Raw genomic sequence first — 15,421 nt, forward strand, 5'->3', positions numbered from 1 at the left:
GAGGAGCTGTGGGAGAAGAATGGAGAACATACTTGAACTTAAGGTTTTAATCTGTGCGAAAAATCTAGTTCATGAAATATGATGAGGCCTCACAAAACCATAAGGTTTGGTATGTCCACTTTCTTAATAAAAAACAAAAAAGATTAGATAAATAACAGCTTGCTCAATTTTAGATTTGGCATCGTTAGATTAAACTTTTCTGATCAGTGACTATTACCCTATGCATACCAATAATGTGGGACTTTTAATGTTTCCTCTTATTATATACGCCACGCTTTGTAACCATTATTTTGGAGGAAACTTAAATTACAATTTTGTGTAGTAGAGTTCTACACTTTTAGATAACGCCTTAATCTAGATTTCTAAATAATTTTGCGTTGTAACAAAAACAAATATAATCCACAAGTCTTCAATGAAATTTCAAAAGCGAAAAGCCTCCGGATAAATAAAAGCAAAAATACTTTAATTGATCATATTATTGAATCGTCACCGTACAACGATGTCATATCTAACGCACACAAAAGAATTTACATAATCAAAATTATCTTAAACAATTAATCTAAATAAAATCATGAAAAATGTTATCAAAACTACTCTATTATTAGGAGTATTGTTAGCTTCTTGTCAAAAAGATTTTGATGCCACGAATGATCCAACCGATGAGGTTGGAAACATATCAATAGGATTGTCAAAAGATTCAGCAAGATCTGCATTCTCCAAAATTCTTTCTAAAGCTGTATTCAACGAACCAGAGCTTCGAAATTTTATTAAATCGACAGCTATTGATGAGTTTGACAATGATCAAGATGTATTTTACCCATTTGTAAGAGATGAGATGGTAAGCGAAGGGAAAACATTCCGTGAAATTTTAGATATGTACAGCGAAAATAAAGAGATTCTACTCCAAATTGAAGAAGCACTTCCCTTATTAAATATTTATGTTCCTGATTTAACTGCATTCTTCAAATTTAATGCGGAGCATTGGGATACATCAGATAAAGAAATCGTTGTTACAGCTCTAAATCAAAATAATGACCCACATGTTTTTTATGGCAATGGAGAAAGAATGTTCACCTTGGATAAAAATGAAATACCGGGATTTCCATGTTTGGTTATTAAGAATAATGAACGAGTAAAATTAAAAAATGATATTAAAGTTAAAGGTGTTTCAAGTAAAAGCGCATATGAATTTGTCGCTGATGCCTTTGATAAAAAACTTAAAACGAAATCTCTAAGTAACTCAACCGAGAATAGAACATTGACCTTAGGAGCATGGTCTGAGTTCGGGGTCCATCCAGACTATTGGCAAAGAGATTACATTTATTATGGTATGTCTCGCTCTAATTCATAAAACAAAAAAATGAACCCACATATTCGAGAACATATTGAAGCGATACAAATCAACCCATCAGTTCTTAATAGAATTTCTGATCAAGCAGGAGATCCATACTTAAGGAATAATCATCAGCATAAAAGCGATGATAGAAATCCACTTTCGTACGATGAAATCAGTAGAGCTCTATGGACGGATGGCCGTTTTGAATTTAATATTTACGTTTCGAAAGGTAAGAGAGATAATTATCAAATATCTTCTGCACAGAAATTTATAATGGATGTACATCCAACGGAGATATTCGAATTCAAAAAAATTCAACATAAGATCAAAGGTGGAGGTTTGTTTCATAGAGATCGTCATACTTACTGGATAGCATCGACAAACGATATAGCATCGAAATGGTTCTTCCCTCGCAATGGTCAAGGATTCCAGATTGAAATGTGGAACATAGCGTCCGAATCCATGAATTTGAATTTCCACATTGAAGAGCGGGATGATGCTGAGGTAATTGAAAAAACCATTAGTTCTAAAAACACTTATGCCAATAGCACTAATTTTAAGATTGATCTAGGAATACAATTGAGTGAGGCAGTAAAGTTGGATTTAGGTTTTGGAACAACGACAAACAAATCAACAGAAAAATCAGAAACTACTAAGATTACAACAACCAAGACGAGTGACGACCTTGGAAATTTAACACTTTATTTTTCAGATCCTATTCTAACCAATAGCAGTAGCATGGTTAGTATAAATGATGGACCTTACTTTTATAGATATGGGTATATGCTTAGCAATGGTGCAGTGACCATGCAAGTATTGCCTAAAACAATTTATTAATTTACTTTATGTCTCCTATTTGTTTTTTATAGGAGACCTTTACTTAAAAAAAGAACATGAAGAACACAATTCTACTTTTACTAGGTGCTTTGCTATTGATCAAATGCTCCGATAAGCCAGACATCACTGCACCTACAATTGATGACACTTTTTTCTTTGCTAAAATTGGAAAAAATGGATATGACATAAAAAATGATGGGGCAAAAGGTAAGGCAATTCGGACTATCCAAGAATATCCGACCTATGAGTTTGTATTCCATCATACTTTTAAAACAGAACTATTTAGACCTAATATTGAGACTACAACTTTGAAAGTAGAAGTTGAAACTCCAGAAAATGATAAAACTTATTCGTCTGCGACCGGTCTATCGGATGTTAACCAAAATTTAAAAGTAATTACATGTGAAGTTGCGACACAAGAGGTTGAAACTTCTCCAGTTGAAAAAAAAACTTATGAACCCCACGATAAAAAAACACCAATTATCCTAGAAGTACTCAAAGTGGACAAGGATCCTTCTTCTGGTGTAAAAATTGTTGAAGGAAAAATTAAAGGATTTCTATTCAATAACGAAAATTTAAAAGACAGTATTGAAATCGATGCTCATTTCAGAACGAAATCATATAATCAAAACTAAATGTATATTCGTCTATTTTATTTCATATCTCTGTCTTTTTGTCTCCTATCTTCTTGTAAAAAGAATGAGGATCCGCTTTTGAATGAATCAAGTTCTTTAACGATAGTTTATCTGGAAGCAAATAATAACCTAAGGATGGAAGCAAGGAAGACAATAAACGATTTAGAAAAGGGAGTAGCAATATCAGGTAACCCTAAAAATACAATAATAGCTTATATAAAAGATAATGATAGTTATGGCTATCTTTTGAAAATATCGCCAGATAATAGTGCTTACAACATAATAAGTGATACAATAAAAGTCTTTGATTGGCAAGATAAATCAAATGCTGAACACATAAAAACTGTCCTTAATTATATAAGTTCAGAGTTTCAGAGTGATTATTACAATCTCATCCTATGGTCGCATGGGACGTCCTGGGCGCCCAATCTATCTGATCATTCTCAATTCCAACCATTTTCATTTGGAGAAGATAGAGGAAAACAAATTGATATTTTAGATTTAAAGGAAGCGCTACCTATGTATTTCAATTACATCATATTTGATGCATGCTCTATGGCAAGCATTGAAGTCTTGTATGAGTTTCGTAACAAAGCTAAATACATCGTAGCATCACCGACAGATATTCTCTCAGATGGATTTCCATATGATCAGATCATACCTTTTATTTCTGGAAAAAACCAAGAAGATGTTTGCAAAATCGCTGATACATACATTCAAGTTTATGATAAAATGGAGGGCTTGAATAAATCAGCATCAGTTTCTGTAACCGATATGGTGAAGATTGACAAGATTGCACGTTATGTCAAGTCAATAAATAGCAAAAGAGCTAATAAATATTATAAAACAAATAAGGTGCAGAGATTAGATTTTACTCCAGGCTTCCCTGTCCCGCTATATGATTTCGGCGATTTCATCGCAGAGAATTATTCAATTGATGAACATGCGGAAGTAAAAAAGATATTAGAAGAAGTAATTATATACAAAAATTCTACACCCTCTTTCCTTGGTAACGAAGTATCAACATTTTCTGGCATGGCGATATCCGCTCCAGATAACTCATCTGCATACTATGACTATTACGTTAATCTGGGTTGGAATAAAAACGTTGAAATGTTCCCTTATCAAAATTAAAGCTCTATCGTTTACGACACTTTTGTTTAGTTATTTAAATCCAATAAGATTTAACTTTGACAATTATGCAATATCAGCAAAGAAGATACAATAGAAATCGAATTTATTAATCAGAAAGTCAGCTAAAGATCATTAATGAGACACCGTTATTAATAGGGGCTTGCGGAATTGGTAGCGTGATTGCAGCATGTTATTTTACTCCTGAAAACTTGGAATCTCATACCCATGGTCATAAGATCGCAATCAATGCACTAGACTTTGTCTCCAAAGTTCCACTATTATTTGACAAACTTTGTAAGAATTCAGATATTCATATCTTTCACCCTTATTATATCGGCTGGGCGGGAATAGTAGCCTTCATATCTCCAAGTGGCGTTGATTTAGAGTCTATTTAACCTCCAGATAAAGAATTTAATGAAATTAAATTTGTAGAATATGCACTAAGCCATTTGGAGAATAAATTTAAATTAGTTTGTTATTGGCTGCATAGAAAATTGCTTCTGGCATGCTTGAAACACCAAGTTTCGTAAAAAGCTTTTTCCGATGAAATTTTACAGTTTCGGGAGAAACAAAAATTTCATTACCAATATCGTTAATGGTAAAACCTCTGATTGAAAGTCTTAGTATTTCCTTCTCCCTTTCCGAAAGCTTGATTCCGTCAATTGATTTCCATCTTTCATCTTTTAAATCGAAATAAAGCTCTTGGTTGTAACCTTTTTTCGAAATCTTAATATTTCCAGAGGTCTTGGCGGTGGATAAAGAAACAATACAGAGTGCCTTCCAAATTGAGCCCTTATCTGTCAAAAACATGGGAGTCAGTTTTTGATTTACCAGGATTCGTTTGTTATCGTTCGTTTTTAGATGAAAGTCGCATGAAATTGTATACAGCTTTTTATCTGATAGCGGTATCTTGTCGTAAAAATCAGATCCAACCTTATTCACCTTTATCAACAATTCCAAATCATCTAGTACTACATTTTTAAAATAGAAGTCAATGCCCATCCCCCGAACTTCATCAACAAGATATCCGCAAAGAAATAGCGGGTTTTCGGATACGTATTCGAATGACTGCTTCTCGTAATCTATAGTATAAATACTTTCGTAGATTAATCTTTCGAAGGCATATATTACATCTTTATAGTCAAATGTTTTATTTAATTCATCCTCTTTAATGGTGTTGCTCTTAAAAAATATCCTGTGCATAATAGTACTTTCACATCTAAAAACTTAAAATTAAATATAAAGAAAAATACCAATTATGAAAGTAAATTTTATGGATAACAACACACCCTGAAGAAACCCAACCTTTGGTGACACTGTCTTTTAAAGTGTCAGAATTACGTAAGTAAGTTATTTCTTTAAACATAGTATTATAGGCTCAACAATTTTACATTTGTGTTCTGTTCAACAGCATTAATTTTCAATGTTTTAAGAAACTCTTTATCTAAGCATTATGCTTTATGTTTATATGCTAATGGATGTTATTTTAATTGATGAAAAAAAATATTTCCTCCAAATTATGCTAATAAATTACTAGCTACTACGCTCCCCTTTCACCGTTTTAGCTTTGGCTAAAGCCTCCGTCGTAATAAAATATTTGGTTAGCATAAAAGCTTTCTCCCATTCTGGTAGTTTTCCGGCTTTCACATAGTCCATAAACTTATGGGCTACATGGGCGAAATGCTCTTCATGGCCTTCTTGCAAGGCATCAGGAATTACTACCGTATAGCCATTTGCGATTTTCTTCAAGGCAATGCCAGGATAATTCTTTTCAATTTCTGCAAAGCCGGCGGCAATTTCCTTCGCCTCCAGCTCGCTGAATCCGCTTGCGTTTACAGGTTCAATATACAGCGTAGGCTTAAACCCTTCGGCCTTCCCTTGCTTTATGGATACAATAGCACGGGTACCGCGCATCTGCGATAAATGCGTATCGCCGGCACCGGGGGCCGCTTGGTAGGCCCATTGCACCGAAACCTTGCTATGTACGCCTTTTATGCTGTAGTTAATTTCGCCATTGGCATAGACGTCTAGGGTATCTTGATGGACATCTTTGTGTAAGAATCCGGGAAAGGAACCTTCATCGGTCGATTGGCGAAACTGCGCTAAAGTCAATCGCGTCGGGTAGCGACTGGCACTTAACACCTCCACGTCTTTTTTATAGTCTAATAATGCTTCCGGGAAACATTGCCATTGGACCAAATCGATGGAATGGGTGGTCACATCGACGATGCCCTCCCCTTCCTGTTCTACATCATAGTACCAGGCCGGACGAATCAAGGGTTTTCCAGACACCTCCTTGTAAAAATGATGCACGGAATTTTTAATAATAGCCGGTTCGGCCAGACTGCCTTTTTGCAGCGTACCGAATACCGCCTGATTCCGAATCAGTTCTTTCTGCAGAATCGAATAGATATTGTATCGTTCGGTCATGATATCGAATAGGATAACCCCTTGCTTATCCGCCGTTTTAAAGGCCTCTTCCAACAGGTTAAAACCATCCTTATTGATGGCCATAGGCTTATCCGACAATACATGCAAGTCGGCAGCTACCGATTTGGCAATATACTCGGTCTTTTTTTTGTTATTCCCTGCCAATACCACCATATCACCAGGTTTTTCGGCAAGCATGCGTTCTAGAAAATCGGCATCATAATAGGCTTCCATCTTCCAGCCGGTTGGCTGCTCAGGTCGGGTATTATACTGATTAATTAAGGCGGCATGCGCGGTTACTTCCGTTCCCTTCGGTGCATACACATAGACTGTGGAGTCTACACCGGGCAGCATGCTCTTTTGGATCAATGCGGCATGGAAATGCCCTGGATCGAGGATCATCATTTTCAGATTACCGGATTTTTGGGGCTTCGGGTTTGTACAGGCTTGTGTCATGGCCATAATGGCGAGGGCAAAAAAAAGCTTCTTCATGGTTTTAGTTTATGTTCGCGGCACTTTCCTGATCCAGGAACAAGATGGCCTGCGGATGGGTCCTTAAAATGCTGGATGGCACCTGCGGATTAACTTCGGCTTGCAAGGTGGTCTTCACGGCCTGCGCTTTGGTGGGGCCGGGCACCATGCAATACAAGCTGTTGCCCGCCATGAGTGCAGGCACCGTTAAGGTAATGGCATGGGTTGGCACATCATTCATTTGCGGAAAGCAACCGTCGTTCACTTGTTGTTGCCGGCTCATTTCATCTAAGTCGACCAACTTGGCCAAATAAGGATCGTTAAAGTCGGCGACATGTGGGTCATTAAAGGCGATATGCGTATTCTCTCCAATCCCCATACAGACTAAATCAATAGGTTGTTCTTTCAGCAAGGCCGCATAGCGCTCGCATTCCGCCTGCGCATCTTCTGCTTGGCCATTGATGAAATGTACTTTTCCGATAGGCACCTCGCTAAACAGGTTGTCCTGCAAGAAACGTCCGAAGCTCTGCGGATGTTCAGTGGCTAATCCTACATATTCATCCATATGGAAGGCTTCAATACGCGACCAATCGATCATGGGGTTTGCCTGCAAGCCAGCCAGAAATTCAGACTGTGAAGGTGCGGAGGCAAAGATCATCCGTACTATTTTTTGGGGGTCTTTTTGCAGGGCAATAATTTGCGCTGCGGCTAATGTTGCTGCATGCGTACCAAGGTCCCCCCGATTTTGGTACGTGTTAACCTGCAGTTTTCCAACTACCTGCTCCTTTACATTCATAGTCAGCGATAATTAAATAGGGTTAAGGTTATGTTAATTGTGCAGGTGCCCGATTAAAGAGCATAGCAAGCTATCGTCTTTAATCAGTTACCTACTATTAGTTTTTATAAAACTGTTGATTTTCGCGGTGAATAATATCGATCGGCATATAATACTCCTTTTCCTGTTCTTCTTCGAACATCAAATAGCGGTATAAGGCTTTAATCCCTCGATAGGCTTGCTCCTGGGGTTTCTCACAGATTAAGAAATCGATAATTCCAGCATTTAGATAGCCTATGTTATTGTTCAAAAAGTCATAGCCAATCAAAAGGATATCGGTACGTTCAATTTCTTGCAAGAATTTAGCCACGAGCGCCACCCTGGAGTTCGTCACAAAGATCAGTCGAAGATCTGGATGCTCCTTGAAGCACTTTTTCAAGGCCTTCTTCACGGCAGCATAGGAAGTATCATACAAGTTCTCGGTGAGGATGGGTCTAGGGTCGAGCTTGTCGAAATAACTGATAAAACCTTCCTGTTTCCGCAAAATGTGGTGATCGGAATCAATATCTTTCGAGATGTTCAACAGCAGCATTTGCTCCTCCTTTTTTAAGAGGTAATGGATTAAATGTGCCGCCGTTTGCCCACTGTGAAAGAGGTTCGGACCAAAATAGCTCAAGCTTTTTTGCTTCGGAATATCAGAGTTGATGAACACAAAAGGAATCTTCCGGCGTTCACATTCTGCCGTAAATGAAATCGCCTCCTCCACAAAGGCCGGGGCCAAGAGTAAACCATCGATATCTTTTTCTTTTAATATTTCACGCGTTTGCGCAATGAAAGACTGCTTGTCGTTCATATCATAAAAGTACTTGGATACTTTCACGTTGTACAGCTTGATTTCATTTTCAGCCTGTATAATGCCTTGCAAAGGAACATCCCAGTAATCGGTTTCCTTAGAAACCTCCGGAATCAGGGTAATCAGGTGCATGGTTTTGGAAGAAGCGAGGCGCCGAGCCAGGATATTGGGTTTATAATCCAACTCCTTAATGATATCCAGGATCTTCTGCTTTGTCACCGGCGATACGCCCGTGCGGTTGTGCAATACGCGGTCTACAGTGGCCAACGATACATTTGCACGACGCGCAATTTCCTTTACACCAACTAATTCTTTTTCCTTTTTTTTCATACAACCAAAATAATAATCCTCTTGTGCTTCAATTGGGCGCCAATATAATTATTTATACAGTAAAATCTATTAACTGTAAAAACATTTTTAAAACCTTTTAGCAAGTCTTTTGGTAACCGATAAAAAGATAACAGTTATTTTGCTAAAGGCGAAATGACCCCTCCTGCCTGCTCCTATACCCGCGGTTCCCAACCTTTTTGGTACTCGCGCGACCAGTATTTGTTCATCGCTTCCTTGTTGTTTACAATACGACCATTTTTCGGATCGATCTGTAAACTTTGGCCGGTACGTTGGGCAATATTCCCAAGCTGCACCAACAAAGTACTCTGATGCCCGCCAATAATATCGGAATTTAAACTGGAACCATCTTTAATAGCCGAGAAGAAATTCTGGATATGGATAGCATCCAAGTTTTGGGATGGATTGGTTAAGCTGGACGTCTCTACTTTTTGGGTATCTTTTACCTCCTTGATTACTTTGCTGTTCAGGTCGTAGATACGATAGGAGTTATCGCCGTTAATTTGCAGGGATCCCTTTTCGCCATAGAAGATCACCCCTACCGTGGCGCCATCTGTTTTTGCGCCATTACAGCTGCGGCCTTCCCAGGTAATTAGGGCATCTTTTCCAAATTCCATGCTGATCATTTGGGTGTCTGGGGTTTCCCAATCATCTTTGTGGGCATAACGGCCACCTGTTGATGTCACCAAGCTTGGGTATTCTACCTGCAATCCCCAACGGGCTAAATCCACAAAGTGGGTACCATTATTCAAGGCTTCTCCAGTTCCCCAATGCCAGAACCAGTGCCAATTGTAGTGCAAAATATTGTCTTTATAAGCACGGCGTGGTGCGGGCCCTTGCCATAGGTCAAAATCTAACCAGGCAGGTACGGCTACTTCCTTACCTACGCCAATAGGCGCACGGTTATTGGTATACCAGGTGCGGGCATAATAGGCTTTTCCAATGGCGCCGTTATGTACCTCGCGGATCCCCGCCGCCACATTCGGCCAGGAACGACGCTGGTTCCCCATTTGGATGACATTTTTATATTTTTTAACGGCCTGTATCAATAATTCGCCTTCATGCGGGTTATGGCTACAAGGTTTTTCCAGGTATACATGTTTGCCGGCCTGTGAGGCTAATATCGCTGCTGGTGCATGCCAGTGATCAGGCACGGCCACTACGAGGGCATCCACATTTTTATCTTCCAATGCCCGGCGGAAATCGCCTTCTGTTTTGGGCTGATGTTTCTGACGTTTCATCACCTCCGGCATACAGCGCTCGATGGCCTGCTTATCGACATCACATATATAGGTAATTTGCGAGTTGGGTTGCATGGCAAAATTATTCGCCAAAGCTTTACCGCGGGCATTCACCCCCATCATGGCAATATTCAGACGCTCATTGGCACCGATGATATTACCATAGCTCTTGGCAGAAAAGGAAGGTAAAATACCGCCAAAAGTCATGGCCGTCGTTCCGATTACTGCTTTCTTGATAAAATTTCTACGAGATTCTTCCATCTTCATTTACGATTAATCTTTAGCTAATGCGACTGTTTTTCCTTGCTGACGTTTGCTTTCATCGGCCGCTTCAATAAAAGCACATATTTCTAAGGTCTCTTCCGCAGAAACCGGCGGGATGCCTGTTTCATAAAAATTGATAATCTCGACAAGCAATGGATCATAACCTTTGAACTGTCCGATTACCACGTTTCCTTTTTCACCAAAAACGGTACCTCCATAATCATGCTTGCCTTTCCGTAATCCGCGGAATGTTCCGATACGTCCATCGTTCCATTTCCCTACCACAACATCGGTTCCTTCGGTATGCGTACGGCTTACCGACTCGCAACCTTTCCCCATTACGGTAAATAACAGTTCGATACCATGAATACCATACCAGTAGAAATCGGGATGCGTAGGTTCCAAGGCCGCCGGGCTAAAGCAATCGGCACCTAATACCTTGCCGACACTGCCGCCTCGCACTTCCTGTGCTTTTTCCATAAAGCGAAGGGAAGAACAAGAGAATACAGGCACCTTATTTTTTTGGGCCAGATCGAAAATCTCTTTAGCATCTTTATAAGAAGCCGTAATTGGCTTATCAATAAATACCGGTTTTTTCGCTTTGATTACCGGAATGACTTGCTCCAGATGCACGCGTCCATCGTTACTTTCCAATAACACTACGTCTACCTTTTTCAAAAGTTCCGGAATAGATTTCACGATTTCTACGCCTAAAGCTTTTACATCTTCGGTGTATTTAGGAACACGCTCGATGGATGATGGGATATCTTTACTTCCCTGCGCCACGGCAGCAACGACCTTATAGCCTTTAAACTTCGGGTCGGCATTGGGGGCATTCAATGATTTGGCAAAAGCCACCGCATGGGATGTATCGAGTCCGATAATACCTACGCGTTTTCCCTTTTGCAGGGAAGGGATACTGCCGAAGAGCGAGGAACTTTGGCCCAGCATACCTAAGCCTAGGGACGCCATGGCGGTTGTTTTTATAAAGCCTCTTCTGCTCACATCTTTTTTCATAGCTTGTTGGTTTTAGTTGACATTCAAAATTCTTTCGATGGATTGTATAATAAATAGGAGTTGGCGAGGGTGGTGGTAATTTTCAATCCGTTGTCCCGCTTCCTTTGTGTCCATTTTTCGTTTTCCATTATTTTTCCAGGGCTTATAGGCTAAGTCTTCGCGAATAAAATGCTGCTCTACATAGGCTAAGGTTTTCTGAAACCAGGCCTTCGCCCAGGCATCATCCTTCGCCTCTATCAATAGCATGCAGCCCCATAGCACTTCTTCCTGTGCCCATAGCACCTTATCGGTGAGGTATCGATTTTCATCGGCATGATCCAGGCAATGGAAAAAACCGCCATAAAGATCATCCCACGCCAGCTCTACATGAAACTTAAACCGTTCTGCTGCCAGGGCAAACAAGTTTTCATCCTTCCGTCGGCTTGCTTCATCCATCAACATCCATAAAGATTCTATCGCATGGCCTAGGTATACAAACTGCGTCAAATGAGGGGGCAATGCAGTGCCTTCCTTTGTTCCTAGTTCAGGCATTAGGTTTAAATCGGCATTATAATGCTGTACGGTTAAGGCTTCCACACATACGTCCGCCAGCTGCGCGATTTCAGGATCTTCCTTAAATTTCAGCATTCCTGTGCACAAATGCAATAAGATCATATAGTGTCCCAATACTTCTTGGGCTTCACTGAAGTTTGCATCTGGGCTATATTCCAGGCGATAGGTATATTCTTTTTGTTGAAAACGGCCGTAGGCATCCATTAGAATGGCTTTTGCCTGCTCATAATAGGCTGGTTCCCCACTGGCTTCTGCATAACCCAATAGGGCTTCTGCAACAAACAAATTACCATAAATATCGCCTTCACGTTCGTTGATTTTGCTCCCATCTGCTGCATACGACCAAGGCCAATAGCGTTCCGCCGGATCTTTTACGCGCAGCAGCAGGTCTATCGTTTGTTTTGCTTGTTTTAAAAACGTTGGATCGGCTTTCAAATTCCGGTATAGGTAGGCATATACCCAAGCGCCACGCGCATCATACCATGTCCTTTTAGTTGAACTGAGCTGCTCGCCGGCATAACTTGTATGCCAAAAGAAACCTCCATGCTTGGCATCATAGATATAGCGTGCTATAAAGGGCAAATAATCAGTCCATAGGTAGTCCTGATAGCGCTTTAAAACAGCCTCTAAACTATATTCCAACGCATTAATCTTCATTGATGGCATTTAATAAGTTATCAACCTGCTCGGGCACTTTATTTTTCACCGTTAAGGAATAGCCAATATACAATAGCAAGGACATCACGAGTGGCCCGGCAATTTCAATGGCTAAGCCAAATCCGCCGATCAGTTTCAGCACAATAAAGGTGGTTAATCCACCGATGATGGATAGCAGGGCCGCGGTACTGCCGCTATGTCTAAATTGAGGCAATAGCCCTAAGATCATTGGGATGGAGATTGGGCCAAGCAATGCCGCAAACCAAGATATAATCAGCCCGATGACACCCCCGAAGGTTTTGGCATTAAAGGCAATAATGATAGTTAACAAAATAAAACTAAAGGTGGTTAACCGGGCGATAAGCAACATTTTCTTCTTATCGAAGGTTTTGACTTTCTTTACGAATACCGGTAGAATATCTCGGGTAATCACCGATGAGATGGTGTTGGCATCCGAGGAGGTCATGGATAAGGTGGTAGAAAATAAAGAAGCTACCAATAAGCCTAACAAGCCGGGCGGAAGAAACTCCATGGCCATTAGGGAATAGGATGTTTCCGGGTTTTTCAAATCAGGGAAAAAGATCGGCGCGGCAAACATGGGATAAAATAATATCAAGGGCCAAATCAAATAGAGAATAGCCGATAATACCGCTGCTTTTTTCGCTTCTTTTCCGGAAGAAGAGGATATAAATCGGGTGGCCAGATTCCAGGTACCGCCGCTATAGCTGAAGAAATTGATTACCAAAAATGCTATCGCAAACCAAACCGTATAGGGCGAGTGAAACCATTGGCTATTTTCTGCCGGCAATCGATCCCACATCGTCGCTACCCCAGCAGGCCCATCGCCTAAGCGAATCAACACAAATACAAACATCACCAAGCCCGAAGCTACCTGAATAATAAAAGACATAAAGTCGTTTAATACATCGGCCCATAAGCCACCGAGGGTCACATAAAACATGGTCACCACCCCAGAAAGGATAATACCCGTAACCACGGGAATCCCCATAAAGGCATTTAACAGGATACCTACTGCCGCCCATTTGGCGCCCACATCAAATAACTTGACCAATACCCCACACCAGGCCATTAATTGCTGCGTTGGTAAGTTATAACGTGTGGCTAAATATTCGGTTGGTGATTGGATGCCTGTTTTACTGCGTAAGCGGGCCCATCGGGGGGCGATAAAAAAGATGGTGCCGATCATGGCAATGGCAATGGTTAATGCCCACCACACATACATCGTAAAACCATGGGTATAAGCAATGGAAGCATACGCTACGAATACGGCGCCGGAATAACCGGACACATGATGCGATATTCCCGACAACCACCAAGGGAGCTTCCCTCCTGCGGTAAAGAAATCGGCAGACGAGTCTACTTTAAAATAACTATAGATTCCTATACCGATTAAAAGCACAAAGAATACTACAATAACAACATAATCAATAGGCTGCATACTTCGTTGGTTAATTTGTTTTATAATTGATAATCGTGAGCACAATGCTGCTTTATTGTGCACGTACCCGAATATAGGATAATTTTGGATTTGATGCAAGATATTTTTGATATTTATTTTAATTTTACCTTTATTTACATCCAAAGGGCATCCGTATCGACCTCCCTGAATATCATACCTTTAAAGAATCTAATAAGCATGGAAATCGTAGAAAAAGCAGACCGCGCGCAGGCAAACCTCATTCAACAAGTTATTCAATGGCGTAGGCATTTGCATCAACAGCCCGAGCTCTCTTTTCAAGAACATAAAACAACCGCCTATATCGCTAGTATTTTAGATGAATTAGGCATTGGCTATGAGCGGGTCTCCCCTACGGGCCTAATTGGCTTTATTCAAGGAAACGGCCTAACCGACAAAAGTATTGCGCTGCGTGCCGACATTGATGCCCTGCCCATACAAGAGGAAAATAAACATGGATATGCTTCGCAACAAGATGGCGTGATGCACGCTTGCGGACATGATTTTCATACCTCTAACCTTTTAGGAGTGGCCTATTTACTAAAACAACAGCAAGCCAGCTTACCGGGGAATGTGGTTTTGATTTTCCAGGCCGCCGAAGAACGTATCCCTGGTGGGGCGTCTGCCATTGTGGAATCAGGCATCTTAGATCGCCTAAAGGTACAAGCCGTTGTTGGACAGCACGTTTCGCCGCAGATGGATTTGGGCACCTTCGGCTTTAAATCGGAGGTTTTTATGGCTTCCAGCGATGAGCTTTATATCGATATTCTAGGAAAAGGGGGCCATGGTGCTCAACCGCATCTAAACTTAGATCCGGTTATTATTGCGGCACAATTGCTGGTTGGCCTACAGCAATTGGTATCCCGCCATGCTGACCCTCGAATCCCTTCAGTGCTATCATTCGGTAAAGTCATAGCCAATGGGGCTGCCAACGTTATTCCAGACAGCGTACAGTTAGCCGGAACCTTTCGGACAACGGATGAAAACTGGCGTGCGAAGGCCTTAGCACAGGTAGAAAACTTGGTTTTGCGTACGGTGGATGCTTATGGTGCTTCTGCTAAAATTGAAATCCGTCGGGGCTACCCTTCGTTGTATAACAACAAGGAAATTATTGAGGACTTGCAAAGCTTATGCGCCAGCCTGTATGGCGCAGCAAATAGCTTAACCATACCAACCTGGATGGCGGCAGAAGATTTTGCCTACTATGCCAAAAAATACCCTTCGGCATTTTATCTGGTAGGAACTAAAAATGAACAAAAAGGAATTACTTCGGAGTTGCATACCTCTACCTTTGATATCGACGAGGCGATTTACGAGAAGTCGGTAGAATTTATGTTTAAAGCAACAGTTTCCCTTTTACAAAAGCTGTAATCGGGAAACTGCCTATAAACAAA

13 protein-coding genes are annotated in these 15,421 nt (G+C 40.7%); 5 read left to right on the top strand and 8 right to left on the bottom strand.

The annotated features are described in order from the left end of the window. Positions 1-571 precede the first annotated feature (571 nt). The 4 genes from GQF63_RS01490 to GQF63_RS01505 are packed head-to-tail and all read left to right on the top strand — an operon-like array spanning position 572 to position 3,942. Positions 572-1,351, top strand: a complete 780-nt coding sequence (locus GQF63_RS01490; RefSeq protein WP_160367316.1) for a hypothetical protein — start codon at positions 572-574, stop codon at positions 1,349-1,351. 9 nt (positions 1,352-1,360) lie between these two features. Next, positions 1,361-2,173, top strand: a complete 813-nt coding sequence (locus GQF63_RS01495) for a hypothetical protein (RefSeq protein WP_160367317.1) — start codon at positions 1,361-1,363, stop codon at positions 2,171-2,173. A gap of 56 nt (positions 2,174-2,229) precedes the next feature. Continuing rightward, on the top strand, positions 2,230-2,808 hold the full coding sequence (locus GQF63_RS01500; RefSeq protein WP_160367318.1) for a DUF5025 domain-containing protein: 579 nt from the start codon (positions 2,230-2,232) through the stop codon (positions 2,806-2,808). After that, positions 2,809-3,942 carry a clostripain-related cysteine peptidase gene (locus GQF63_RS01505; RefSeq protein WP_281346833.1) on the top strand — a complete coding sequence of 378 codons (1,134 nt, stop codon included), beginning with the start codon at positions 2,809-2,811 and terminating at the stop codon, positions 3,940-3,942. Positions 3,943-4,404: 462 nt separating this feature from the next. On the opposite strand, the gene GQF63_RS01510 is transcribed toward GQF63_RS01505, so the two are convergent. The 8 genes from GQF63_RS01510 to GQF63_RS01545 all read right to left on the bottom strand — a co-directional run bounded on the left by GQF63_RS01510 (position 4,405) and on the right by GQF63_RS01545 (position 14,009). Beyond that, positions 4,405-5,145, bottom strand: a complete 741-nt coding sequence (locus GQF63_RS01510; RefSeq protein ID WP_160367320.1) for a response regulator transcription factor — start codon at positions 5,143-5,145, stop codon at positions 4,405-4,407. A gap of 330 nt (positions 5,146-5,475) precedes the next feature. Then, a complete protein-coding gene (locus tag GQF63_RS01515; protein WP_160367321.1) occupies positions 5,476-6,864 on the bottom strand; it encodes a putative oxidoreductase C-terminal domain-containing protein in 1,389 nt (462 codons plus the stop codon). A 4-nt stretch (positions 6,865-6,868) separates the two neighbouring features. Then, on the bottom strand, positions 6,869-7,639 hold the full coding sequence (locus GQF63_RS01520; protein WP_160367322.1) for a glucosamine-6-phosphate deaminase: 771 nt from the start codon (positions 7,637-7,639) through the stop codon (positions 6,869-6,871). Between the two features lie 97 nt (positions 7,640-7,736). Then, on the bottom strand, positions 7,737-8,801 hold the full coding sequence (locus GQF63_RS01525) for a LacI family DNA-binding transcriptional regulator (RefSeq protein ID WP_160367323.1): 1,065 nt from the start codon (positions 8,799-8,801) through the stop codon (positions 7,737-7,739). 173 nt (positions 8,802-8,974) lie between these two features. Next, a complete protein-coding gene (locus GQF63_RS01530; protein WP_246163205.1) occupies positions 8,975-10,321 on the bottom strand; it encodes a Gfo/Idh/MocA family protein in 1,347 nt (448 codons plus the stop codon). Between the two features lie 12 nt (positions 10,322-10,333). After that, a complete protein-coding gene (locus tag GQF63_RS01535; RefSeq protein ID WP_160367325.1) occupies positions 10,334-11,341 on the bottom strand; it encodes a Gfo/Idh/MocA family protein in 1,008 nt (335 codons plus the stop codon). 12 nt (positions 11,342-11,353) lie between these two features. Beyond that, positions 11,354-12,550 (bottom strand): AGE family epimerase/isomerase, encoded by a 1,197-nt coding sequence (locus GQF63_RS01540; protein ID WP_160367326.1) that lies wholly within the window; start codon positions 12,548-12,550, stop codon positions 11,354-11,356. Continuing rightward, on the bottom strand, positions 12,540-14,009 hold the full coding sequence (locus tag GQF63_RS01545; RefSeq protein ID WP_160367327.1) for a sodium:solute symporter family protein: 1,470 nt from the start codon (positions 14,007-14,009) through the stop codon (positions 12,540-12,542). The genes GQF63_RS01540 and GQF63_RS01545 overlap by 11 nt, the downstream gene beginning before the upstream one ends. Positions 14,010-14,207: 198 nt before the next feature. Between GQF63_RS01545 and GQF63_RS01550 the strand changes: the two genes are divergently transcribed. Beyond that, on the top strand, positions 14,208-15,398 hold the full coding sequence (locus GQF63_RS01550; protein ID WP_160367328.1) for a M20 metallopeptidase family protein: 1,191 nt from the start codon (positions 14,208-14,210) through the stop codon (positions 15,396-15,398). The last annotated feature ends 23 nt before the right edge of the window (positions 15,399-15,421 follow it).

Source organism: Sphingobacterium humi (genome assembly GCF_009768885.1).
GTDB lineage: Bacteria > Bacteroidota > Bacteroidia > Sphingobacteriales > Sphingobacteriaceae > Sphingobacterium > Sphingobacterium humi.

Coding starts and splice junctions, on each gene's coding strand:
- GQF63_RS01490 (WP_160367316.1), top strand. CDS start 572: ATGAAAAATGTTATCAAAACTACTCTATTATTAGGAGTATTGTTAGCT.
- GQF63_RS01495 (WP_160367317.1), top strand. CDS start 1,361: ATGAACCCACATATTCGAGAACATATTGAAGCGATACAAATCAACCCA.
- GQF63_RS01500 (WP_160367318.1), top strand. CDS start 2,230: ATGAAGAACACAATTCTACTTTTACTAGGTGCTTTGCTATTGATCAAA.
- GQF63_RS01505 (WP_281346833.1), top strand. CDS start 2,809: ATGTATATTCGTCTATTTTATTTCATATCTCTGTCTTTTTGTCTCCTA.
- GQF63_RS01510 (WP_160367320.1), bottom strand. CDS start 5,145: ATGCACAGGATATTTTTTAAGAGCAACACCATTAAAGAGGATGAATTA.
- GQF63_RS01515 (WP_160367321.1), bottom strand. CDS start 6,864: ATGAAGAAGCTTTTTTTTGCCCTCGCCATTATGGCCATGACACAAGCC.
- GQF63_RS01520 (WP_160367322.1), bottom strand. CDS start 7,639: ATGAATGTAAAGGAGCAGGTAGTTGGAAAACTGCAGGTTAACACGTAC.
- GQF63_RS01525 (WP_160367323.1), bottom strand. CDS start 8,801: ATGAAAAAAAAGGAAAAAGAATTAGTTGGTGTAAAGGAAATTGCGCGT.
- GQF63_RS01530 (WP_246163205.1), bottom strand. CDS start 10,321: ATGGAAGAATCTCGTAGAAATTTTATCAAGAAAGCAGTAATCGGAACG.
- GQF63_RS01535 (WP_160367325.1), bottom strand. CDS start 11,341: ATGAAAAAAGATGTGAGCAGAAGAGGCTTTATAAAAACAACCGCCATG.
- GQF63_RS01540 (WP_160367326.1), bottom strand. CDS start 12,550: ATGAAGATTAATGCGTTGGAATATAGTTTAGAGGCTGTTTTAAAGCGC.
- GQF63_RS01545 (WP_160367327.1), bottom strand. CDS start 14,009: ATGCAGCCTATTGATTATGTTGTTATTGTAGTATTCTTTGTGCTTTTA.
- GQF63_RS01550 (WP_160367328.1), top strand. CDS start 14,208: ATGGAAATCGTAGAAAAAGCAGACCGCGCGCAGGCAAACCTCATTCAA.